The sequence below is a fragment of the Amycolatopsis sp. NPDC049159 genome (assembly GCF_040648295.1).
GTDB classification, from domain to species: domain Bacteria; phylum Actinomycetota; class Actinomycetes; order Mycobacteriales; family Pseudonocardiaceae; genus Amycolatopsis; species Amycolatopsis pretoriensis_A.
This window is the reverse complement of the sequence record NZ_JBEZDL010000016.1, coordinates 165606-184289: the sequence shown is the minus strand read 5'-3', so window position 1 is coordinate 184289 and position 18684 is coordinate 165606. Positions and strand designations below refer to the sequence as shown.

Here is an 18684-nt window from a genome sequence, read left to right as displayed (position 1 = left end):
AAGCCTTGGTGTTCGGCGGGGACGGAGTTGAACGGTGCTGGCGCGTCAGCGACAGGCGGTGATCCTGGAAGAGGCACGCCGGACCGGCGCGGTCCGGGTCAGCGACCTCGTGACCAGGCTGGGCGTGTCCGACATGACGGTGCGCCGCGACCTCGACGTGCTCGCCGGGCGCGGGCTGGTCGAGAAGGTCTACGGCGGCGCCACCTCGATCGTCGGCAAGAGCACCGACGAACCCGGGTTCGAAGCGAAGTCCGTGCGCCAGCGCGCGCAGAAGGAAGCCATCGCCGAGCTCGCCGCGACGCTCGTGCGGCCCGGCACCGCGATCGGCATCTCCGCCGGCACCACGACGTGGACGCTGGCGCGAGCGCTCGACGCCATTCCCGGGCTCACCATCGTGACCAACTCGATCCAGGTCGCCGACGTGCTCCGCGGCTCGACGCAGCCCGATCGCACCGTCGTGCTCACCGGCGGGGTCCGGACGCCGTCGGACGCGCTGGTCGGGCCGGTCGCCGTGCACAGCCTGCGGTCGCTGCACCTCGACGTCGTCTTCCTCGGCGTGCACGGGATGGCCGAGGGGGCGGGGTTCACGACGCCGAACCTCACCGAGAGCGAGACCGACCGCGCGCTGGTCGAAGCCGGGCGCAAGCTGGTCGTGCTCGCCGACCACACCAAGTGGGGCACCGTCGGGATCTCCACGATCGCCGACCTGGACGAGGCCGACGTCGTCGTCACCGATGACGGGATCCCGGACGAGGCCAAGGAAACGCTCGCCGAACGGGCGGGAGAACTCATGATCGCCGAGACGGCGGAGACGGACGAGGCCCAAGAAGCGTGAAGCGCACGGTACGACACCTGGCCGACGGCCGGGAGATCATCTACTTCGACCAGCCCGGCGCGCCCGACCGCGTCGCCGAGGACACCCGTGACCTGCCGCCGGTTTCGGCCGCGTCGGAGATCCGGCGGGACCCGCTGACCGGCGAATGGGTCGCGATGGCCGCGCACCGGCAGACGCGGACCTACAAGCCGCCGGCGGACCTGTGCCCGTTGTGCCCGAGCAAGCCCGGCAAGCCGAGCGAGATCCCTGAAAGCGACTACGACGTCGTCGTCTTCGAGAACCGCTTCCCGTCCTTCGCCGAAGACGTCATCGGTGAACCGTCCACTGTGGATGGTCTCGGGCTGGTGCCGGTGGCGCCTGGCCGCGGGCGCTGCGAGGTCGTCTGTTTCACCAGCGACCACGACGGTTCGTTCGCGAAGCTGAGCGCGAAGCAGGTGCGGGCCGTGGTGGACGCCTGGGCCGACCGCACGACCGCGCTGTCCGGAGTGCCCGGTGTCGAACAGGTTTTCCCGTTCGAGAACCGCGGTGAGGAAATCGGCGTCACGCTGTCGCACCCGCACGGGCAGATCTACGGCTACCCGTTCGTCACGCCGAAGACCGCGCGGATGATCGACGTGGCCCGCGCCTACCAGGCCGAGCACGGGCGCCCGGTGCTCGGTGACGTGCTGGCCGCCGAACAGAAGTCCGGCGCGCGCGTGGTGGCGTCCGGCGAGCACTGGACGGCGTACGTGCCGCCGGCGGCCCGCTGGCCGGTCGAGGTGCACGTGGTGCCGCACCGGCAGGTCGCGGACATCCCCGCGCTGACCGACGCCGAGCGCGACGACTTCGCCGACGTCTACCTGGACGTGCTGCGCCGCTGCGACGCGCTGTACGACCGGCCGCTGCCGTACATCGCGGCGTGGCACCAGGCGCCGGTGCGCCAGGACCGCGAACTCGGCTGGCTCCACCTGGAACTGTTCTCCGTGCTGCGCGCGAAGGACAAACTGAAGTACCTGGCGGGGTCCGAATCGGGCATGGCGGTCTGGATCAACGACGCAACGCCCGAGCAGATCGCGGAACGGCTCCGCGCGGCGGGCTGATCCCGGCCATACTCATCTCCGATGCACAGGTTCGGCTCAGGAACCTCTCAGGACCGTCCCGCAAGGTGATGACATGACCGAGAACGACCCCAGCACGCACGACCCCGCGACGCCGCGGCAGCCCGAGACCGGCCAGCAGGTCGCTCAGGGCGGTTGGGCGGGGAGCCCGTACGGTGAGCAGGCCAAGCCCGAGTCCGGCGGTGCGCCGCAGTACTCGGAGCCGTCCTACCACGCGGTGACCGGGGCCGATCCGTCGTACGGCGCGCAGAACACGAACCCCTGGTCCGCCCCGGGTGCGCAGGTGCCGCCCGGCCAGACCCAGCAGAGCGTCTACCCACCGGCGAACCCGTACGCGCAGCCCGGTACGTCCGCCTACCCCACGCCCGCCCCGGCGCAGCCGAAGCGGTCCGGCGGGAAGCTGCTCGCCGGCGTCGCGCTGGTCGCGCTGCTGGTCGGCGGCATCGCCGGCGGCGCGGTCGGCTACCTGACCGGCGGCACGTCCGGCCCGTCCAGCAACGCGCTCGACGCGCCGAAGCCGGCCCAGCAGACGGGCAACGCGCCGGCCGGCTCGGTCGAGTCCGTGGCGCAGAAGCTGTCGCCGAGCGTCGTCGAGCTGCAGGTGAGCGGGCAGCAGGGGGCCGGCGAGGGCTCCGGGTTCGTCATCAGCACCGACGGCTACATCCTGACCAACAACCACGTCGTCGAGGTGGCCGCGAACGGCGGACAGATCCAGGCCGTGTTCCAGGACGGCCGCAAGGCCCCGGCCAAGGTCATCGGCCGCGACCCGACGACCGACATCGCGGTCGTCAAGGTCACCGGCGTGAACAACCTGACCCCGGTGGAGCTCGGCCGCTCCGACGACCTGCGGGTCGGCCAGTCGGTCGTCGCCATCGGCTCGCCGTTCGAGCTGGCCGGCACGGTCACCTCGGGCATCGTCAGCTCGCTGCACCGCCCCGTGCGCGCGGGCGGCAGCAGCGGCGACCAGACGACGGTGATGGACGCCGTCCAGACCGACGCGGCGATCAACCCGGGCAACTCGGGCGGCCCGCTGGCGAACATGGCCGGGCAGGTCATCGGGATCAACTCGGCGATCTACAGCCCGCAGTCCGGACAGGGCGGCCAGGGCCAGGGCGCGTCCGAGGGCGGCAACGTCGGCATCGGCTTCGCCATCCCGATCGACCAGGCCCGCCGCACCGCGGACACGATCATCAAGACCGGCCAGGCGGTGCAGACCTACATCGGCGCCCAGGTCAAGGACGCCCCGCAGGGCGGCGCCCAGCTCGGCGCGATCACCGCGGGCAGCCCGGCGGAGAAGGCCGGCCTCAAGGAAGGTGACGTCGTCACGAAGATCGACGACCGCACCATCGACTCGGCCGACACGCTGGTCGCGGCGGTCCGCACCCGCGCCCCGGACGAGAAGGCGACCTTCACCCTCGCGGGCGGCCGCACGGTCGAGGTGACCCTCGGCGGCCAGCCGGTCCCGGCCAACTGATCCCTTCCAGACGCTCGGCCGCCCTGGCGCGGCCGAGACCAACTTCGGCTCGACCCCCGAACCCCGGGGCCGGACCCCCAAGGCCACGCGCGACCCAGGCATCTCATGCCGGTCGCGCGTGGCCGCATTTGTGCCGGGGTCAGGCGCGGTGGTCGGGCGGGGTGCCCGGCGCGCTGGGGTGTTCGCTTGGCGCGGCTGGTGTGCCAGACGGCCTGAGCGTCGTTCCGGGCTGGGTGGCCGGGCCGTTGAAGGGCCTGGCCGGGGTGCCGGAGGACGTGGCTGGCGTGCCGGGCTGCTCGGCCGGGGTGGTGGGCGTGCTGGGCCGGTTGGTCGCCTTCTCGGACGGGCCGAGGTTGTTCGCCTGGCGCGGCTGGCGTGCCAGGCGGGGCTGGTGCCCTCCCGAGGGGTGGCCGGGCCGCTGAGGGGCTTGGCCGGGGTGCCGGCGAAGTGGTCGATCAGCCGGGAGGATCGGCCGGTGCGGCGGACGGGCTGGCCGATGCGCCGGGGTGTTCGCTCGGCCCGGCTGGCGTGCCGGGCGGGTTGATCGCCTTCTCGGGTGGGACGGCAGGGCTGGCCGGCGGTGCGGGTGGCGTGCCGGGCGTGGTGGGGTGCTCGGCCGCGCGGGGCACTTCGGGCGGCCTGCCAGGAGAGGTGGCGGGGCTCGCCGGCGGTGGGTCGCCATGGGTGGCTGGGGTGGCCGTCGAGGTGGCGGGCCTTGCCGGGCGGCGAGCGCGGATGGCGAGGGCGGTCGCGACCACTACGAGCCAGACTGCTGCCACCGTGAGGGCCAGGCCCAGGGCTGGGTCGCCGTCGTGGAGGCCGGGCATGGGTGGGGTTCCGTAGGGGCGCCAGAGCAGCGGGAACGCCACGATCGCCAGGACTCCGGTGATCACCGTGCCCGCTACCACCGGGGCTTTCCACGGGTGCGGCACGATCCGGCTCAGCACGAAGCCGAGCACCGCCGTCAACGGCGCGACCACGCCGTCGTTGAGGAGGGGGCCGCCGACTATCCAGCCGGCCGTTGCGATTACGTCCGGGCGGATCGGGAGCGCGTACTCGGCGAACAGCACCACGCCCCACGCCAAGGCCGCGAGACCCGGTAGCGCGAGGAGGGCTCGGGCGGTCTTCACAGTGCCTCCAGCTTCGTGACCCACTTCGTCTGCAGCACGCCCGGGCGGTTCGGGGCGATGATCCGGCACGGGAAGCCGTGGTCGATGTCGAGGACCTCGCCGTTCAGCTCCAAGGCCAGCAGCGTCAGGTCGTCGGCCGTGTGTTCGCCGGGGAGGGTGCTGACGTTGTACAGCCCGGAATGCTCCATCGAGGACACTCGGACCGCCGTGCCGGGCGCGGCGCCGGTGGCTTTCAGGAGCGTGGGCAGGGAAATGCCGCGCCAGGTGGCCGATTGGCTCCAGCCCTCCACGCACGCGATCGGGAGTTCCGCCGTCGCTTGCGGCAGGGCGCGCAGCTCGTCGAGGGAGAACGTCGTCGTGCCGCGTGGGGTCACCACCGAGAGGCGCCAGGTCGGAGACCACCTGATGCCCGCGGCCGCCGCGGTGCGGTTCACCGGGAGGTTCTGCGTTCCTTTGCTCGTCTTCCAGGCCAGGCCGGAAACGCCGCGCAGGAACGGGACCGTCGCGCCCGCGGTGGCGACGACCGCGGTGCCCGTCGCCAGGCCGGTGGTGAGGAGGAAGCCGCGCCGGGAGAGGCCGCCGGGCGGTGACGGCGGTTCCTCGGTGGTGGTCCGGGTCAGGGCGCGGCGGATGATCGGCAGCTTCACCGCGACGTGCACCAGGATCGACCCGATCGCCAGCCACGCCACCGCGTAGTGCACCTGCGGGAAGTAGAAGCCCCACGGGTAGTTCTGCGCCACGTTCAGCAACCCGGTCGTCAGCTCGAAGAACGCCGCCCCCGAGAGCACCAGGATCGACAGCCGCTCCAGTGCGTGCGGCAGCGAGCGGACGAGCGGCCTGCCGAACAGCTTCGGGTAGACGCTCCACAACTTCGCCAGCAGCAACGGGATCGACGCCACGCCGGAGATCACGTGCAACCCCTGCGTGACGCGGTAGAGCCCGACCGGGCGGCTGGGCCACCAGAACCAGCCCGGCGGGTGCTGGATCAGGTGGCTGATCAGCCCGGTCACGAAGCACGTCGTGAACGTGATCGCGAGCGCCAGGCCGATCTTCGACGTCACGCGCTCGTCGTGCGCCGGCGCCCGGAACTGTTCTTCCTTCGGGATCGGCAGTTTCACGGTCGCTCCAATCGCGCGAACCAGCGGTGGCCGTGGCGGGTGGTCCAGTCGACGCGCAGCCCGGCACGGACGGCGACTGCGGCGATCGCGTCGACGCCGACCCAGGCCCAGGTGAACCAGGCGACGTCGGCGTGACCCGGGCGCAGCCGGACGCGCTCGTGGCGCAGGCCGTGGCCCGGCGGCTCCAATTCGACGAGGACGTCGCCGCCGGGAGCGAGCAGTCGCGCCGTGCGCCGCAGCAGGGTCGCCGGGTCGCCGCCGATGCCGATGTTGCCGTCGGCGAGCAGGGCGTGGCGCCACCGGCCTTCGCCGGGTAGACGGTCGAACACGTTGCGGTGCAACGCCATCCCGCCGCGACGACGGGTGAGGCCGACCGCCGTGCGCGAGCTGTCCACGCCCAGCGCGACGACCCCGCGGCTCGCCAGCGCCGCGGTGAGCCGGCCCGGACCGCAGCCGAGGTCGATGGTCGGGCCGGCGCAGGCGTCGAGCAGGACGTCGTCGCCTTCGGATGGCTCTGTCCAGCGTTCGACCGGCAGCTCGATCCGCTCGCCGGTCGTCAGCTCCAGCCAGCAGCGGTGGCCGAGCAGGCCGAGGTCGAACTCGTGCCCGGCGAGGGCCGGCATCACGCGACCGCCCGTCCGCCGACGGCCGCGACGGCGCGGGCGAACCGGCCGGCCGGGCACGCCGCCGCGACCGCACGAGCGTCCGCCATGGTGTCCACATCGGACAGCAGGGCGGCCTTCGCCGGCCGCAGGCCGCATTCGCCGAGCGCGCGCAACGTGCGTTCACCGGTGTCGTCACGGGACATCGGGACGCCCGCGAGGACTTGCGCGTGCCGGGGGTCGGCCAGGCCCAGCGCCCACCAGCCGCCATCCGCGGCCGGGCCGAGCACCGAGTCGCGGCCGCCGTGCCGGATCGGGGCGATGGCGGCGGCGAGGGACTCCGGCGTGACCTGCGGCGTGTCCATGCCGATCTGCAGGACGGGCAGGCCGGCGTGCACCGCGGCGACGTCGGCGTGCGCGTTGGCCAGCCGGGCGCCGAAGTCCCAGCCCCGCTGCGGGATGACGGTGGCGCGCCGCAGCGCCAGGCCGATTTCGGCGGCCCGGGCGGCGGCGCCGAGGTCGCCGGTCATCGCGACGACGGGAGCGGCGCCGGGCACCGCGCAGACGGCGTCGAGGGTGTCGAGCAGCGCCGCCGCGGCGATCTCCGCCGACTGGGCCGGTGTCGCCGGCGGGCAGAGCCGGGTCTTGGCGAGGCCCGGCACGGGCGCCTTGGCCACGACCAGCAGGACGAACGGTGTCATCGGGCCAGCACCCGCCCGAAGTCGCGGACCGCGCGCAGCGTGCCCCGCACCGAACCGGAGACCTTCGACTTGGTGCCCTTGGCGCGTTCGCCGTAGCGGACGTCGAACTCGCGCACCCGCCAGTCGGCGCGCTGCGCCTTGATCAGCAGCTCCAGGGGATAGCCGAACGCCCGGTCCGTGACGTCGAGCCCGAGCAGCGCTCGCCGGTCCGCGGCGCGCAGGGGCGCGATGTCCCGCACCGGCAGCCCGCGGGTGCGCAGCAACAGCGCCAGCACGACGTTGCCCGCCCTCGCGTGCCACGGCCACACCCCGGGGCCGGTCGGCACCCGGCGGCCGACAGCGAGGTCGGCGCCGTCGCGGACCGCGGTCACCAGCCGCGGCAGGTCGCCGAGGTCGAGGGATCCGTCGGCGTCGGCGAAGCACACGATGTCCGCGGTGGCGGCTTCCAGGCCCGCGTGCACGGCCGCGCCGTAGCCGCGGCGCGGTTCGTGGACGACCTTCGCGCCGAGCGAGGCCGCCACTTCGGGCGAGCCGTCGGCGGAACCGTTGTCGACCACGATCGCGCGGTAGCCCGTGGGCAGGCCGGCCAGTACGCCGGGCAGCGCGCCGGCTTCGTCGAGGCAAGGGAGGACGACGTCCACTCCTGAGTCAGTCACGGCGCCGACCGTAAGTCCAGGATGGACCGCGCAAAAGCCTTGCGCCCCTTACTGAATCATGACGTGTGACGACTTCTTACCGCGTCGTTACGGATGCCGTCGCGAGAACGCGGACGGCCGCCGGCTGACTTAGGCTGGGCGGCGATGAGTGAGCCGAATTCGGCAGCCCGGCTCGCCGAGCCTCCTGCCCGTGAACCCGAAGCCCCGGCCTCCGGGCGCCGCGCCGACCTCCTCGCCGTCGCGGCGGCGGTGGCGCTCGTCGCCGCAGCGACCACGGTCGGCCTGTACTACAACCGGCCGAACTCCGGCGTGATCATCTTCGTCTCGTCGCCGCCGCTGTTCGCCGACTGGCTGCCGCACGTCGGCCCGGGCTCGGTGTTCGCCGTGCTGATCGCCGTGGTCGTGGTGCTCCAGGGCCCGGCACTGGCGGACCGCCTGCCGCGGCGCCGCGCGCTGGCCGCGGGCTACCTGGCTTCGCTCGCCTGGATCTTCTCGCTGACCATGGTCGACGGCTGGCAACGCGGGTTCGCGGGACACCTCACCATCCCGCAGGAGTACCTCCACGAGGTCCCCGGGATCACCGACATCCCCCGGATGCTGCGCGAGTTCTCCTCCCGCATCCTCGACTTCCAGCCGAATTCGTGGACGACGCACGTCTCCGGCCACCCGCCGGGCGCGACGCTCGTGTTCGTCTGGCTGGACCGGATCGGCTTGCACGGCGGCGCGTGGGCGGCCACGGCCGTCGTGCTCGTCGGCAGCCTCGTCGCGGTCGCCGTGCCCGCGACGGTCGCCCTGCTCGGCCGGGCCGACGCCGCCCGCGCGATGCTGCCGTTCGCCGTCCTCACGCCCGGCGCGGTGTGGATCGGCGTGTCCGCGGACGGCATGTTCGCCGGGGTGACCGCCACCGGGCTGGCGCTGCTCGCGTTGTCCGCACGCGGGTTCACCGGCGGCCGCCGGTACGCCGCTCCGGTCGGCGTGGCCGCGGGACTCCTGCTCGGCTTCGGCATCTTCCTTTCCTACGGCCTGGTGCTGCTCGGCGTGCTCGCGGTGGCCGTTGCCATCCTCGGCAGGCAGTGGCGGGCGGCGGCCCTGGCGATCGCGGGCGCGCTGGCGGTCGTCGGCGTCTTCGCCTGGGCGGGCTTCTGGTGGCTCGACGGCTACCACCTGGTCGTCGAGCGCTACTACCAGGGCGTCGCGCTGGTCCGGCCCTATTCGTACTGGGTGTGGGCGGACCTGGCCGCGGTGTCCGCCGCCCTCGGCCCCGCGGTGATCGCCGCGCTGCGGCGGGGCTTGGCGGGGGCGCGGCCCAGTCGCGCCCTGCTCGCCGATCCGGTGCTGCTCCTCGGGCTCGCCGCCCTGCTCACCATCGTCTTCGCCGACGTTTCGGGCCTGTCGAAAGCGGAGACGGAACGGATCTGGCTACCGTTCGGGGTGTGGTTGCTGCCCTTGACGGCGTTGCTGCCGCGGCCCGGACGCCGGTGGTGGCTGGCCGCGCAGGCGGCGACGGCCCTGGCGGTCAACCACCTGCTGCTGACCGGCTGGTGAGGGAGACGTGATGAACGATCAGGCCGGGCGGGTGCTCGTGGTCGACGACGACGAGACGGTCCGCGACGTCGTCCGCCGCTACCTGGAGGTGGCCGGGTTCACCGTCGACCAGGCCGGCGACGGCGCCGAAGGGCTGGCCAAGTTCGCCGCCCACGAGCCCGACCTCGTCGTCCTCGACGTCATGATGCCGGGGATCAACGGCCTCGAGGTGTGCAAGCGGCTGCGCCAGGTCAGCCAGGTGCCGATCGTCATGCTCACCGCGCTCGGCGAGGAGGAGAACCGGATCGCCGGGCTCCAGCTCGGCGCCGACGACTACGTGACGAAACCGTTCAGCCCCAAGGAACTCGCCCTCCGCGTCGCCTCCGTGCTGCGCCGCGCGCGGATGCCGCGCCCGCAACCGGCCGCCGCGGAACTGGCGGACGGCGACCTGCGCCTGCAGATGAGCGCGCGCACCGCGACGCTCGCCGGCCGCGAACTGCCGCTCACCACCCGGGAGTTCGACCTGCTGGCGTTCTTCCTCGCCCACCCCGGCGTCGCCTACTCGCGCGCGGACCTGCTCGAGAAGGTGTGGGGCTGGGACTTCGGCGACCAGTCCACGGTGACCGTCCACGTGCGACGGTTGCGCGAAAAGATCGAGCGCGACCCGGCCAAGCCGGCCCGGGTGGCGACCGTGTGGGGTGTCGGCTACCGCTACGACCGGGAGCAACCGTGATCGAACCCGGTGAGTCCTTCGACGAGATCGTCGCTCACATCTGGCACATCCTGCCGGTCGCGTTGCTCTTCGCGCTCCCGGTGGCCGTGCTGGGCGGAGTGGTGCTCTACGTGCTACGCCGCGGCTCGCTCGCCACCACGCTCACCGTGCTGGTGCTGATCCCGGTGGTCGCCACGCTGGTCGGCGTGCTCGGCATCAGCGGGTTCATGTTCACCCCGGCGCTGACCACGATGCTGCTGGTCTGCCTGCTCGTCGCGCTGGTCACGGTGCCCGCGGCGATCGCCTTCGGCCGGGCCGTCGCACGCCGCAGCGTGTGGGAGCGGGAAGCGCGCGATCGCGAACGCGCGGCCGAGGCGTCCCGCCGCGAGCTCGTCGCCTGGATCAGCCACGACCTGCGCAGCCCGCTGGCCGGCATCCAGGCGATGGCCGAGGCGCTGGCCGACGGCGTGGTGTCCGAACGCGACGAGGTCGCCGACTACGCCCAGCGGATCACCGGCGAGACCACCCGGCTGTCCGCGATGGTCGGCGACCTGTTCGAACTCTCCCGGATCACGGCGGGCGCGCTCGAACTCACCATGTCCGCGGTGCCGCTGCGGGACGTCGTCAGCGACGCCGTCGCCGCCCAGTCCCCGGTCGCCGAGCAGAAGCGCGTGCGGGTGCTCGCCAACGCCTCGACCTGGCCGGTCGTGACCGGCAGCGACCCGGAACTGGCCCGGATCGTGCGGAACCTGGTCTCCAACGCGATCCGGCACACCCCACCCGACGGCACGGTCGCGGTGCAGATCGGCGTCGACGGCGACGAAGCCCTGCTCGCCGTCGACGACTCGTGCGGCGGCATCCCGGACGACGAGATCACCCGCGTATTCGACGTCGCTTTCCGCGGGACGCAGGCACGGACACCGGAACGCGGCGGGACGACCAGCGGCGGCGGGCTCGGGCTGGCCATCACCAAGGGCCTGGTCGAGGCGCACCGTGGGAAGATCGGCGTCCACAACCACGGCCCGGGGTGCCGGTTCGAGGTGCGGCTGCCGCTGGCGATGTCCTGAACTACTTCCCGTAGTGATAGCGACAGGCCGCGATGCGAATCTCGTCTTCGGCAATCTTGTGGACGAGCCGGTGCTCGTCTGTGATCCGGCGTGACCAGTAACCCTGGAAGCCGTGCTTCAGGGGTTCAGGTTTGCCGAGACCCTCGTTGCCGTTCCGCTGGACATCCTCGAGCAGTTCGTTGATGCGCTTGAGAACCTTCCGGTCTTCGGTCTGCCACCAGAGGTAGTCATGCCGAGCGAGCTCGTCCCAAACCAGCTTCATTCCACAAGTTCGTGCTGTGTCCCGCCGCCGGACTCCAGCCGCTCGATTGCCGTGATCAAACGTCGCGCGTTCTCAGGGCTGCGAAGCAGATAGGCGGTTTCCTTGAGCGACTGGTAGTCGTCAAGGGAAACAATCACGACCGGTTCGTGCCCGGCGCGAGTGATCACGACCTCTTCGCGGTCGTTGACCACGGAGTCGAGCGTCTCGGCGTACTTCGCGCGAGACTCGGAGTAGCTCATGGTCTTCACAGACACTCCTCCCTTCGACGTACAGAATACTGTACGTCGATGAGGGGAGGGCTGGCAAGGGTGATCTGGGCCATGCGTGGCGCGAAGGCCCGCCTGGCCCGGCTCTAGGGAGACACCGGGTCGCGCAGCTCCGCCGTGGCGAAGTCCGTCATGCCCTTCTCGAAGCCGATTTCCGCGGTGAAGCCCAGCAGTTCGCGGGCGCGGGCGGGGTCGGCCACCACGTGGCGGACGTCGGCCGCGCGGGCGCCGCCGACCACCTGGGGGGCCGGGCCGTCGCATGCGCGGGCCAGCTCCACCGCCAGTTCGCCGACCGTGTGCGGGGTGCCGGAGCAGATGTTCAGCGGGGTGAGGTCGGCTTCCGGGCCGGGTGTCCTGAGTGCCAGGACGTTCGCCCTGGCGACGTCGTGGACGTGGACGAAGTCGCGCTGCTGACCGCCGTCCTCGAGGACCCGCGGGGCCTCGCCGCGCACCAGTGACGACCGGAACAGCGACGCCACCCCCGCGTACGGGGTGTTCTGCGGCATCCGCGGGCCGTAGACGTTGTGGTAGCGCATCGCCCAGACACTGCCACCCGTTTGCCGGGCCCAGGCGCCGGCCAGGTGCTCCTGTGCGAGCTTCGTCGCCGCGTACGTGCTGCGGGGGTTCAGCGGGGCGTCCTCGGGCACCAGCTGCCACGCCAGCTCGGTGTCGCAGGACGGGCACCGCGGCTCGAAGCGGCCGGCGTCCACATCGGACGCGCGGCGCGGCGACGGTGGCACCACGCCGTGGTCCGGGCAGGCGTAGCGGCCTTCGCCGTAGACCACCATCGACGACGCCAGCACCAGCTTCCGCACGTCCGCCGCGTGCATCGCGGCCAGCAGCACCGCCGTGCCGTAGTCGTTGTGCAGGGCGTACGAAGGCGCGTCCGACGGATCGATGCCGTGCCCGACCACCGCCGCCTGGTGGCACACCGCGTCGGCGCCGTCGAGCAGTTCCGCGACGATCTCGATGTCGGTGACGTCGCCGCGCAGGAACCGGTGCCTGCCGGTGTACGCCGGTGGCGTGCGGGAGCCGTGCGCCGTCGGGAGCAGGTTGTCGAGCACCACGACGTCGTCACCGCCGTCGGCGAGCAAGTCGGCGATGTGTGACCCGATGAACCCGGCTCCGCCGGTGACCAGTACGCGCACACCGGTCACGCTAGGCGGCCGCACGGGGCCTTGCCGAGGGCTGCGCGGCCACGTCACCGGATCGTCAGAACTCACCCGGCACCTCCCGCCGCCGGACGGCCGAAACCGACTACGGTGGGCGCCATGGAACGGAGTGCACAACGGCTGGGCCGGGCCCTCGTGGTCATCGTGGACGATCGCGTGGCGCACGGCGAGCACGAGGACACCAGCGGCCCGCTCGTCACGGAGCTGCTCGAAGAAGCGGGCTTCATCGTCGACGGTGTGGTGGTCGTCGACGCCGAGACCACTGGTATCCGCAACGCGCTCAACACGGCCGTGATCGGCGGCGCCGACCTGGTGATCACCGTCGGCGGCACCGGGGTGCTGCCGCGCGACCGGACGCCCGACGCCACCGCCGGTGTGCTCGACCGCCCGATCCCGGGGATCAGCGAGGCGATCCGCGCGTCCGGCCTCGCCGCCGGCGCGGTCGACGCCGGGATCTCGCGGGGGCTCGCCGGAGTTTCGGGGAGCACCCTCGTGGTCAACCTGGCCGGGTCGCGGTCCGCGGTGCGCGACGGGATGGCGACGCTGACCTCGCTCGTTCCGCACGTGATCGACGAGCTTTCGGGCCTCGAAGAGGTCTGATCCACAGGTGAGCGGGCCTGCCGCTCGGGGTTCGCTCTGGAGTTGTCAATCAACGCTTCGTGGGACACTGGGGCCATGCCGGGAGAACAGCGGGAACCCCAGACCAGCAGCGAGCGGCGCCGCCGGGTCGACGAGATCTTCGGGGACGTCCTGCCCGAGACGACTTCCGACGAGCGCGATCCCGAGCGGCGCACCGGTCTCCCGGACGACTGGTACCGGGAGAACCGGCCACCGCACCACGATCGCTGAGCGGGCTCAGTCGCGGCCGTTGTCGCGCTGGGCCTGGGCACGCAGCAGGTCGCGGATCTCGATGAGCAGCTCGACGTCGGTGGGCTCGGACGGGCCCGGCTCCTGGCCGCGCTTGCGCCGCTCCTGGACGTGCTTCACCGGCAGCACGATCACGAAGTAGACCACCGCCGCGACCAGCACGAAGTTGATCGCCGCGTTGATCACGCCGCCGAAGTCCAGGAACGTGGCCTCGTTGTTGTCGAAGATCTGGTAGCCGAGGCCCTTCGCGGCGTCCGTGCCGCCGATCGTGCTGATCAGCGGCTTGATGAGGCCGTTGGTGAACGCCGTGACGATCGCCGTGAACGCCGAGCCGATGACCACCGCGACGGCGAGGTCGACGACGTTGCCGCGCATCAGGAAGTCTTTGAAACCCTTGAACACTTGCTCTCCTCGAGAACGGGCTGGTGGGGGGCTAGCGGAGAGTAACCGTTACCGGACGCTCCAGTGAAATCGCCGCCACCCTCGTCGCGCTCGCCTCCGGCAGCCTCAGCAAGACCAAGGGCCCCTTCGCCGCGGACGGCTCCTGGTGCCCGATCGTCACTATCGTGGCCCCCTCGGCCAGCACGGAAGCGGGTACGCCGGGCTCCGGCGCCGCGACGACGTCCACGCGGCTTCCCGGTGTCAGCAGCTCGGCGACGGCGGCGTCGGCCAGCCGGACCGGCACGGTCGCGGTGCCCGGATCACCCGGTGCGGGGATGGGGGCCAGCCGGACGTCGGTCAGCGGCTCGCCGGCGCGGACGGCACCCGCCGACGAGCGCCCGTCGACGAGGTCGAGGGAGCTCAGCGCGCCCGAGGGACGGGCGTCGTCGGGGAGGAAGGCCAGCCGGACGTCGGCGGCACGCAGGGCCGCGCCGGCGGGCAGGTCGTGCGCCGCGACGACGGTCGGGTTCGTCGGCGCACCCCGCGCGGAACCGGGGTGCAGGAAGAGCAGCGCACCGGCCAGCAGCAGGCAGGCGGCGAGCCAGCGGCGGATCAGCCGCGTCCGCCGGCCTCGCAGCCGGGACAAGTCGGGTGGGTGGAACCTCGCCAGTGCGTCCACGGTGCCCCCTCGGTCGGATCGGGTGCGACGGCTTGCCGCACCGGATCGACGTTAGGGAAGCCGGACGGGCCGCCGGAAGGGCCTCGTCCGGCACCTGTGGACAACCGGGGTGCTGTGGACAACTCCGTGGCTCAGGAAGCCGCGGCAGCGGTTTTCGTCGTACCCGAGGAGGAGGATGTCGAGCTCGTGTCCGACTTCGACTCGGACTTCGACTCCGTCTTGGTCTCGGACTTCGCCGGCGTCGCGGCGGTGCTCGACTTCGCCGAGTCGCGCGAGTCCGTGCGGTAGAACCCGCTCCCCTTGAAGACGACGCCGACCGAGCTGAAGACCTTGCGCAGCGTGCCGGAGCACTGCGGGCAAACGGTCAGGCTCGGGTCCGAGAACGACTGCACGGCTTCGAACCGGTGGTCGCATTCTTTGCAGGCGTACTGGTACGTAGGCACTGACGGCTCCTTTGCTGGCACTCATCCGACCAGAGTGCCAACCCGATTGTGCTTGAAGACATTCCCCTAAAGCAATTCCAGGTTGCTCACATCGGCAGCTCGACCACGCCTCGACCCGGGGTCAAGGCCCCGGTCATCCGCACGTCGTGGGGCTCCCCGGGCAGCCGGTCGACCAGTTCCGCGTCCCGGACGACCGCCAGCAGCGTCGCGCCGGCCTCGGCGAACACCAGCGAACGATCGTAGTGACCGGCGCCGCGGCCGAGCCGGACGCCCCGGCGATCCACGGCCAGTGCGGGCACCAAGATCAGCTCCGCCGCCCGCACGGCCTCGACACCCAGGCGTTTTCCGCCCGGTTCGCGGATCCCGCGGAACCGGCTGGGCACGAGATCGGCTTCGCCGGTGTACTCGGCCCACTCGAGCGGGCCGGGTTCCGGCTGGATGACCGGCAGCAGCACGCGCGCGCCCCCGGCGGCCAGCGCGTCGGCGAGCGCCGCCGTGCCCGGTTCGGTCCCGAACGGGAGGTACGCGCACACCGTGCCGGATGTGACCTTCGACACCGCGTTGACCAGGGCCGACGCCTCGGTGGCGTGCGATTCGGCGGTCTGGTCCGCCCGTGCGCGCTTCAGCCGGTCGCGCCACTCCGCTTTGCTCAGGTGCTCATTGCCCAGCGCGTGCATGACCTCACGTTAGGCTTTGCGCCCATGACGGGCGCCGCAACCACCCAGACGTTCAGAACCGCCATCGTGCCTGCCGCCGGGCTCGGGACACGGTTCCTCCCGGCGACGAAGGCCGTGCCCAAGGAACTGCTGCCCGTGGTCGACACACCGGGCATCGAGCTGGTCGCGGCCGAGGCCGCCGCCGCCGGAGCGGAACGCCTGGTCATCGTCACTTCGCCAGGCAAGGAAGCCGTCGTCAAGTACTTCGAGACGCAGCCCGAACTGGAGGAGAACCTCAAGGCCAAGGGCAAGGACGAGCTGCTCGAGAAGGTCCGCCGCGGGCCCGCGCTGCTCGCCGTCGAGACCGCCATCCAGGAGCAGGCCCTCGGCCTCGGCCACGCCGTCGCGCAGGCCGAGCCGAACCTGACGCCCGACGACGAGGCCGTCGCCGTGCTGCTCCCGGACGACCTCGTGCTGCCGACCGGCGTGCTCGAGCGGATGAGCGCGGTCCGCGCCGAACACGGCGGCAGCGTGCTCTGCGCGTTCGACATCCCGAAGGCCGAGATCTCCCCGTACGGCGTGTTCGACGTCAGCGACACCGACGACGAAGACGTCAAGCGCGTGCACGGGATGGTCGAGAAGCCGAAGCCGGAGGACGCGCCGTCGACGTACGCCGCGGCCGGGCGCTACCTGCTCGACCGGGCGATCTTCGACGCGCTGAAGCGGATCACGCCGGGCAGCGGCGGCGAGCTGCAGCTGACCGACGCCGTGGCGCTGCTGATCGCCGAAGGACACCCGGTGCACGTCGTCGTCCACCGCGGCGGACGCCACGACCTGGGGAATCCGGGTGGTTTCCTGCGCGCCGCGGTCGATTTCGCGCTTGAAACGCCCGAGTACGGTCCATCTTTACGGGCGTGGCTGACGGAACGGATCGGGACAGATCGCCCATGACGGAATCCCTCGACGCGGCACGGCCCGAAGTGGCCGAGGAGGAGGCCGAGTTCCGCTCGGTCGACGCGCAGATCTCCATGACGCTGGACGCCGCCGTCCGGCCCCGGCCGGTGCGGGTGGCGATCTCCGAGGCCCAGGGCCTGCTCTGCGCCGAGGAGGTCGTCGCCGAGCACGCGCTGCCCGGGTTCGACCAGGCCGCGATCGACGGGTACGCCGTGCGCAGCGTCGACGTGCGCACGGCCGGGCAGGAGCCGGTGCAGCTGCCGGTGGTCGGGGAGATCGCGGCGGGCTCGCGCCAGCCGCGGCGCCTGCAGCCCGGCCAGGCCGTGCGCGTCGACACCGGCGCGCCGCTGCCGACGCTCGCCGACGCCGTCGTCCCGCTCGCCTACACCGACGGGCACCAGGCCAAGGTCACCGTGCACCGCTCGGTGCCCTCGGCCGGGTACGTGCGGCGGGCCGGTGAGGACGTCCAGATCGGCGACGTCGCGGTGCGCAACGGCGACACCATCGGCTCGGCGCAGGTCGGCCTGCTCGCCGCGGTCGGCCGCGCGAAGGTGCTGGTCTACCCGCGGCCGCGCGTCTCGATCGTGTCGGTCGGCGACGAGCTGGTCGACATCGACCGGACGCCGTCGGTCGGGCAGGTCTACGACGTCAACTCCTACGCGCTGGCCGCGGCCGCCCGGGACGCGGGCGCCGAGGTCAGCCGGGTCGGCATCGTGCCCAGCGAGCCGAAGCGGCTGCGGGAGATCGTCGAGGGACGGCTCCTGATGTCGGAGATCGTGGTGGTCGCCGGCGGCGCCGGAGGCACCACGGGCGACGAGGTCCACGCCGCGCTGTCCGACCTCGGCCGGATCGACCTGACCCGCGTCGCGATGCACCCCGGCTCGGTGCAGGGGTTCGGCAGGCTCGGCCCCGATTCGGTGCCGACGTTCCTGCTGCCGGGCAACCCGATGAGCGCGCTCGTGGTGTTCGAGGTGCTGGTGCGACCGCTGATCCGGGCGGCGCGCGGGACCCGCAACCCGCACCGGCGGATCGTCGGCGCGCGGCTGCTGTCGCCGATCACGTCGACCGAGGACCGGCGCGGCTTCCTGCGCGGCCAGCTGCTGCGCGACGAGGCCAACGGCGAGTACCTGGTCCAGCCGCTCGGCCAGTCCGGGGCGCACCTGCTCGCGTCGCTGGCCGAGGCGAACTGCCTGATCAACGTGCCGGAAGAGCTGACGGAAGTCGCCGCCGGCGAGCAGGTCCAGGTCACCTTCCTGGCGCAACGGGCCTGATGAACTCCGTGTCCGGCGTGTCCTACCCGGTCGAGAGCAGGCACCCGGGCTGGCCGGCGCGGCTCGGCCCGCTGCGGGTGCCCGCCGGCGTGGTCGCGATCCGGCCGGTCCGGCTGCGCGACGCGGGCGAGTGGAGCCGGATCCGGCTCCGGGACCGGGCACACCTCGAGATGTGGGAGCCGACCGGCGTCGGCCCGTGGCCGGAACGCAACGCCTTCTGGTCATGGCCATCGCAGTGGGCGGCGCTGCGTTCGCTCGCTCGGCGTGGTCAGTGCCTGCCGTTCACGATCACCCTGGACGGGCGACTCGCGGGACAGATCACTGTGGGTAACGTCATCCGGGCGTCGCTACGGTCCGCCTGGATCGGCTACTGGGTGTCGTCCGACGTGGTCCGCGGCGGGGTCGCGACGGCCGCCGTCGCCCTCGTCACCGACCACGCCTTCGGCCCGGCCGGCCTGCACCGGCTGGAGGCCACCGTGCGGCCGGAAAACGCCGCCAGCCTGCGGGTTCTCACCAAAGCCGGGTACCGGCAGGAGGGGCTGTTCGAGCGCTACCTCGACGTCGCCGGGGCCTGGCGGGACCACTACTGCTTCGCCGTGACGCGGGAAGAGACCGGGCCCGGGCTGGTGTCCCGGCTGGTCGCGGCGGGTCGAGCCGACTACGCCTGACCGTGATTACCCACCTGGGTCGGTAGCCGCGTTACCACATGCTGTGAGATTCACCTAATCCGGTGAGGCATTTCCGTGATCCAACCCGGCGAGCCTCCGTCCGATCTGTTACTCCTGTGACTAGCGTGATTTCAGGTGAAGGATCGGGG

At 72.3% G+C, this 18684-nt stretch carries 23 protein-coding genes; 11 read left to right on the top strand and 12 right to left on the bottom strand.

The window, feature by feature from the left end:
• The first annotated feature begins 34 nt into the window (after positions 1 to 34).
• The 3 genes from AB0B33_RS28515 to AB0B33_RS28505 all read left to right on the top strand — a co-directional run bounded on the left by AB0B33_RS28515 (position 35) and on the right by AB0B33_RS28505 (position 3406).
• Positions 35 to 835: a DeoR/GlpR family DNA-binding transcription regulator gene (locus AB0B33_RS28515; protein WP_247018173.1), complete on the top strand. Its 801-nt coding sequence runs from the start codon at positions 35 to 37 to the stop codon at positions 833 to 835.
• The gene (galT, locus tag AB0B33_RS28510) at positions 832 to 1914 is read left to right on the top strand and encodes a galactose-1-phosphate uridylyltransferase (protein ID WP_360777253.1); all 1083 of its coding nucleotides are present in this window, start codon (positions 832 to 834) and stop codon (positions 1912 to 1914) included. The genes AB0B33_RS28515 and galT overlap by 4 nt, the downstream gene beginning before the upstream one ends.
• A 73-nt stretch (positions 1915 to 1987) precedes the next feature.
• Positions 1988 to 3406 (top strand): trypsin-like peptidase domain-containing protein, encoded by a 1419-nt coding sequence (locus tag AB0B33_RS28505; RefSeq protein ID WP_247018177.1) that lies wholly within the window; start codon positions 1988 to 1990, stop codon positions 3404 to 3406.
• Positions 3407 to 3861: 455 nt separating this feature from the next.
• On the opposite strand, the gene AB0B33_RS28500 is transcribed toward AB0B33_RS28505, so the two are convergent.
• The 5 genes from AB0B33_RS28500 to AB0B33_RS28480 are packed head-to-tail and all read right to left on the bottom strand — an operon-like array spanning position 3862 to position 7598.
• Positions 3862 to 4536, bottom strand: a complete 675-nt coding sequence (locus AB0B33_RS28500; protein WP_360777251.1) for a hypothetical protein — start codon at positions 4534 to 4536, stop codon at positions 3862 to 3864.
• Positions 4533 to 5654 carry a molybdopterin-dependent oxidoreductase gene (locus AB0B33_RS28495; protein WP_360777249.1) on the bottom strand — a complete coding sequence of 374 codons (1122 nt, stop codon included), beginning with the start codon at positions 5652 to 5654 and terminating at the stop codon, positions 4533 to 4535. Before AB0B33_RS28495 ends, AB0B33_RS28500 begins: the two co-directional genes overlap by 4 nt.
• Complete coding sequence (locus tag AB0B33_RS28490) at positions 5651 to 6277, bottom strand: class I SAM-dependent methyltransferase (RefSeq protein ID WP_247018183.1); 627 nt, start codon at positions 6275 to 6277, stop codon at positions 5651 to 5653. The genes AB0B33_RS28495 and AB0B33_RS28490 overlap by 4 nt, the downstream gene beginning before the upstream one ends.
• Positions 6277 to 6957 (bottom strand): DUF2064 domain-containing protein, encoded by a 681-nt coding sequence (locus tag AB0B33_RS28485; RefSeq protein WP_360777247.1) that lies wholly within the window; start codon positions 6955 to 6957, stop codon positions 6277 to 6279. Before AB0B33_RS28485 ends, AB0B33_RS28490 begins: the two co-directional genes overlap by 1 nt.
• Positions 6954 to 7598 carry a glycosyltransferase family 2 protein gene (locus tag AB0B33_RS28480; protein ID WP_247025501.1) on the bottom strand — a complete coding sequence of 215 codons (645 nt, stop codon included), beginning with the start codon at positions 7596 to 7598 and terminating at the stop codon, positions 6954 to 6956. Before AB0B33_RS28480 ends, AB0B33_RS28485 begins: the two co-directional genes overlap by 4 nt.
• A gap of 159 nt (positions 7599 to 7757) precedes the next feature.
• On the opposite strand from AB0B33_RS28480, the gene AB0B33_RS28475 reads away from it, so the two are divergent.
• The 3 genes from AB0B33_RS28475 to AB0B33_RS28465 are packed head-to-tail and all read left to right on the top strand — an operon-like array spanning position 7758 to position 10916.
• A complete protein-coding gene (locus AB0B33_RS28475) occupies positions 7758 to 9158 on the top strand; it encodes a hypothetical protein (RefSeq protein ID WP_360777245.1) in 1401 nt (466 codons plus the stop codon).
• A 10-nt stretch (positions 9159 to 9168) separates the two neighbouring features.
• A complete protein-coding gene (locus tag AB0B33_RS28470; RefSeq protein ID WP_360777243.1) occupies positions 9169 to 9870 on the top strand; it encodes a response regulator transcription factor in 702 nt (233 codons plus the stop codon).
• Entirely contained in the window at positions 9867 to 10916 is a 1050-nt protein-coding gene (locus AB0B33_RS28465) for a HAMP domain-containing sensor histidine kinase (RefSeq protein ID WP_247018190.1), read from the top strand. Before AB0B33_RS28470 ends, AB0B33_RS28465 begins: the two co-directional genes overlap by 4 nt.
• Position 10917: 1 nt before the next feature.
• Here AB0B33_RS28465 and AB0B33_RS28460 read toward each other — a convergent pair whose 3' ends face one another.
• The 3 genes from AB0B33_RS28460 to AB0B33_RS28450 form a co-directional block, all read right to left on the bottom strand.
• Positions 10918 to 11178, bottom strand: coding sequence for a Txe/YoeB family addiction module toxin (locus AB0B33_RS28460; protein WP_360777240.1), 261 nt, complete (start codon positions 11176 to 11178; stop codon positions 10918 to 10920).
• Entirely contained in the window at positions 11175 to 11417 is a 243-nt protein-coding gene (locus AB0B33_RS28455; protein ID WP_229907886.1) for a type II toxin-antitoxin system prevent-host-death family antitoxin, read from the bottom strand. Before AB0B33_RS28455 ends, AB0B33_RS28460 begins: the two co-directional genes overlap by 4 nt.
• A 113-nt stretch (positions 11418 to 11530) precedes the next feature.
• Positions 11531 to 12592 (bottom strand): NAD-dependent epimerase/dehydratase family protein, encoded by a 1062-nt coding sequence (locus AB0B33_RS28450; RefSeq protein ID WP_360777238.1) that lies wholly within the window; start codon positions 12590 to 12592, stop codon positions 11531 to 11533.
• A 123-nt stretch (positions 12593 to 12715) separates the two neighbouring features.
• Between AB0B33_RS28450 and AB0B33_RS28445 the strand changes: the two genes are divergently transcribed.
• Both AB0B33_RS28445 and AB0B33_RS28440 read left to right on the top strand, forming a co-directional pair.
• Positions 12716 to 13216, top strand: a complete 501-nt coding sequence (locus AB0B33_RS28445) for a MogA/MoaB family molybdenum cofactor biosynthesis protein (protein WP_086861534.1) — start codon at positions 12716 to 12718, stop codon at positions 13214 to 13216.
• Positions 13217 to 13291: 75 nt separating this feature from the next.
• Positions 13292 to 13465, top strand: a complete 174-nt coding sequence (locus tag AB0B33_RS28440) for a hypothetical protein (protein ID WP_247018196.1) — start codon at positions 13292 to 13294, stop codon at positions 13463 to 13465.
• Positions 13466 to 13471: 6 nt separating this feature from the next.
• On the opposite strand, the gene mscL is transcribed toward AB0B33_RS28440, so the two are convergent.
• The 4 genes from mscL to AB0B33_RS28420 all read right to left on the bottom strand — a co-directional run bounded on the left by mscL (position 13472) and on the right by AB0B33_RS28420 (position 15663).
• Positions 13472 to 13885 (bottom strand): large-conductance mechanosensitive channel protein MscL, encoded by a 414-nt coding sequence (mscL, locus tag AB0B33_RS28435; protein WP_086678717.1) that lies wholly within the window; start codon positions 13883 to 13885, stop codon positions 13472 to 13474.
• A 31-nt stretch (positions 13886 to 13916) separates the two neighbouring features.
• Positions 13917 to 14543, bottom strand: coding sequence for an SAF domain-containing protein (locus AB0B33_RS28430; RefSeq protein WP_360777235.1), 627 nt, complete (start codon positions 14541 to 14543; stop codon positions 13917 to 13919).
• A 131-nt stretch (positions 14544 to 14674) separates the two neighbouring features.
• The gene (locus tag AB0B33_RS28425; protein WP_247018200.1) at positions 14675 to 14986 is read right to left on the bottom strand and encodes an FmdB family zinc ribbon protein; all 312 of its coding nucleotides are present in this window, start codon (positions 14984 to 14986) and stop codon (positions 14675 to 14677) included.
• A gap of 86 nt (positions 14987 to 15072) precedes the next feature.
• Positions 15073 to 15663 (bottom strand): 5-formyltetrahydrofolate cyclo-ligase, encoded by a 591-nt coding sequence (locus AB0B33_RS28420; RefSeq protein ID WP_360777233.1) that lies wholly within the window; start codon positions 15661 to 15663, stop codon positions 15073 to 15075.
• 24 nt (positions 15664 to 15687) lie between these two features.
• Here AB0B33_RS28420 and AB0B33_RS28415 point away from each other — a divergent pair, with 24 nt between their 5' ends.
• The 3 genes from AB0B33_RS28415 to AB0B33_RS28405 are packed head-to-tail and all read left to right on the top strand — an operon-like array spanning position 15688 to position 18535.
• Positions 15688 to 16593 (top strand): UTP--glucose-1-phosphate uridylyltransferase, encoded by a 906-nt coding sequence (locus AB0B33_RS28415; RefSeq protein WP_247018204.1) that lies wholly within the window; start codon positions 15688 to 15690, stop codon positions 16591 to 16593.
• Positions 16590 to 17867, top strand: coding sequence for a gephyrin-like molybdotransferase Glp (gene glp, locus AB0B33_RS28410; RefSeq protein ID WP_247018206.1), 1278 nt, complete (start codon positions 16590 to 16592; stop codon positions 17865 to 17867). The genes AB0B33_RS28415 and glp overlap by 4 nt, the downstream gene beginning before the upstream one ends.
• Complete coding sequence (locus AB0B33_RS28405) at positions 17867 to 18535, top strand: GNAT family protein (protein ID WP_360777231.1); 669 nt, start codon at positions 17867 to 17869, stop codon at positions 18533 to 18535. Before glp ends, AB0B33_RS28405 begins: the two co-directional genes overlap by 1 nt.
• Positions 18536 to 18684 lie beyond the last annotated feature (149 nt).

Bases quoted from the DNA above. Each gene is read 5' to 3' on its own strand.
- AB0B33_RS28485 (WP_360777247.1), bottom strand. From the start codon at position 6,957: ATGACACCGTTCGTCCTGCTGGTCGTGGCCAAGGCGCCCGTGCCGGGC.
- glp (WP_247018206.1), top strand. From the start codon at position 16,590: ATGACGGAATCCCTCGACGCGGCACGGCCCGAAGTGGCCGAGGAGGAG.
- AB0B33_RS28440 (WP_247018196.1), top strand. From the start codon at position 13,292: ATGCCGGGAGAACAGCGGGAACCCCAGACCAGCAGCGAGCGGCGCCGC.
- AB0B33_RS28505 (WP_247018177.1), top strand. From the start codon at position 1,988: ATGACCGAGAACGACCCCAGCACGCACGACCCCGCGACGCCGCGGCAG.
- AB0B33_RS28445 (WP_086861534.1), top strand. From the start codon at position 12,716: ATGGAACGGAGTGCACAACGGCTGGGCCGGGCCCTCGTGGTCATCGTG.
- AB0B33_RS28405 (WP_360777231.1), top strand. From the start codon at position 17,867: ATGAACTCCGTGTCCGGCGTGTCCTACCCGGTCGAGAGCAGGCACCCG.
- AB0B33_RS28490 (WP_247018183.1), bottom strand. From the start codon at position 6,277: ATGCCGGCCCTCGCCGGGCACGAGTTCGACCTCGGCCTGCTCGGCCAC.
- AB0B33_RS28475 (WP_360777245.1), top strand. From the start codon at position 7,758: ATGAGTGAGCCGAATTCGGCAGCCCGGCTCGCCGAGCCTCCTGCCCGT.
- AB0B33_RS28470 (WP_360777243.1), top strand. From the start codon at position 9,169: ATGAACGATCAGGCCGGGCGGGTGCTCGTGGTCGACGACGACGAGACG.
- AB0B33_RS28455 (WP_229907886.1), bottom strand. From the start codon at position 11,417: ATGAGCTACTCCGAGTCTCGCGCGAAGTACGCCGAGACGCTCGACTCC.
- AB0B33_RS28460 (WP_360777240.1), bottom strand. From the start codon at position 11,178: ATGAAGCTGGTTTGGGACGAGCTCGCTCGGCATGACTACCTCTGGTGG.
- AB0B33_RS28420 (WP_360777233.1), bottom strand. From the start codon at position 15,663: ATGCACGCGCTGGGCAATGAGCACCTGAGCAAAGCGGAGTGGCGCGAC.
- AB0B33_RS28415 (WP_247018204.1), top strand. From the start codon at position 15,688: ATGACGGGCGCCGCAACCACCCAGACGTTCAGAACCGCCATCGTGCCT.